This window comes from Mesorhizobium sp. M7A.F.Ca.ET.027.03.2.1 (assembly GCF_003999175.1).
GTDB lineage: Bacteria > Pseudomonadota > Alphaproteobacteria > Rhizobiales > Rhizobiaceae > Mesorhizobium.
The window spans coordinates 1-758 of sequence record NZ_RZOM01001664.1 but is presented as its reverse complement, the minus strand read 5'-3'; the positions used below and the strand labels follow the sequence as shown (position 1 = coordinate 758).

Here is a 758-nt window from a genome sequence, read left to right as displayed (position 1 = left end):
CGCCTATTTCGTGCATTCCTATCATCTCGATGCGCGCAAGGCGGACGAGGTTCTGGCGGTTGCCGACTATGGCGGCCCGGTGACGGCGGCTGTCGCCCGCGACAATCTCGTCGGCACGCAGTTCCACCCGGAAAAGAGCCAGGCGCTCGGCCTGGCGCTGATCACCAATTTCCTGCGTTGGAGGCCCTGAAAACCGATGAGCAAGAAGGGCTACTGGATGGCGATGGTCGAGGTGACCGATCCGGAAAACTATCCGCTATACATTGCCGCCAACAAAGCGGCTTTCGACAAATATGGCGCAAAGTTCCTGACCCGCGGCGGTCAGTCGTCGAGCCCGGAAGGGCCATCGGGCAATCGCCATGTCATCATCGAGTTCGAGAGCTATGCGGTCGCACTCGCCTGCTTCCATTCGCCCGAATACCAGGCGGCGCTGAAATTCAGACGCCTCTATTCGACGTCCCATTTCGCCATTGTGGAAGGCGCCTGAACGGATGATCCTTTTCCCGGCGATTGATCTCAAGGACGGCCAGTGCGTGCGCCTCAGGCATGGCGACATGGCGACCGCGACCATCTACAATGATGATCCTGCCGCGCAGGCGCGGGCCTTCGAGCAACAGGGCTTCGAATGGCTGCATGTCGTCGACCTCAACGGCGCCTTCCAGGGCCAGAGCGTCAACAGTGCGGCGGTCGGTGCCATCCTCAAGGCAACGAAGAACCCGGTGCAGCTCGGCGGCGGCATCCGCACGCTGGCGCAGATC

General features: G+C 61.6%; 2 protein-coding genes and 1 pseudogene. All 3 read left to right on the top strand.

Going from position 1 to position 758, the window contains the following annotated elements; translation table 11 throughout:
- A pseudogene (locus tag EN750_RS37205) lies at positions 1-190 on the top strand (imidazole glycerol phosphate synthase subunit HisH); the annotation flags it as partial.
- A gap of 6 nt (positions 191-196) precedes the next feature.
- Complete coding sequence (locus EN750_RS37200; RefSeq protein ID WP_127289536.1) at positions 197-487, top strand: DUF1330 domain-containing protein; 291 nt, start codon at positions 197-199, stop codon at positions 485-487.
- 4 nt (positions 488-491) lie between these two features.
- Positions 492-758: HisA/HisF-related TIM barrel protein (locus EN750_RS37195; RefSeq protein ID WP_245482940.1), on the top strand; the 267-nt coding region annotated here is incomplete at its 3' end.

Excerpts from the sequence above, each read along its gene's own strand:
- EN750_RS37200 (WP_127289536.1), top strand. The coding sequence starts at position 197 with ATGAGCAAGAAGGGCTACTGGATGGCGATGGTCGAGGTGACCGATCCG.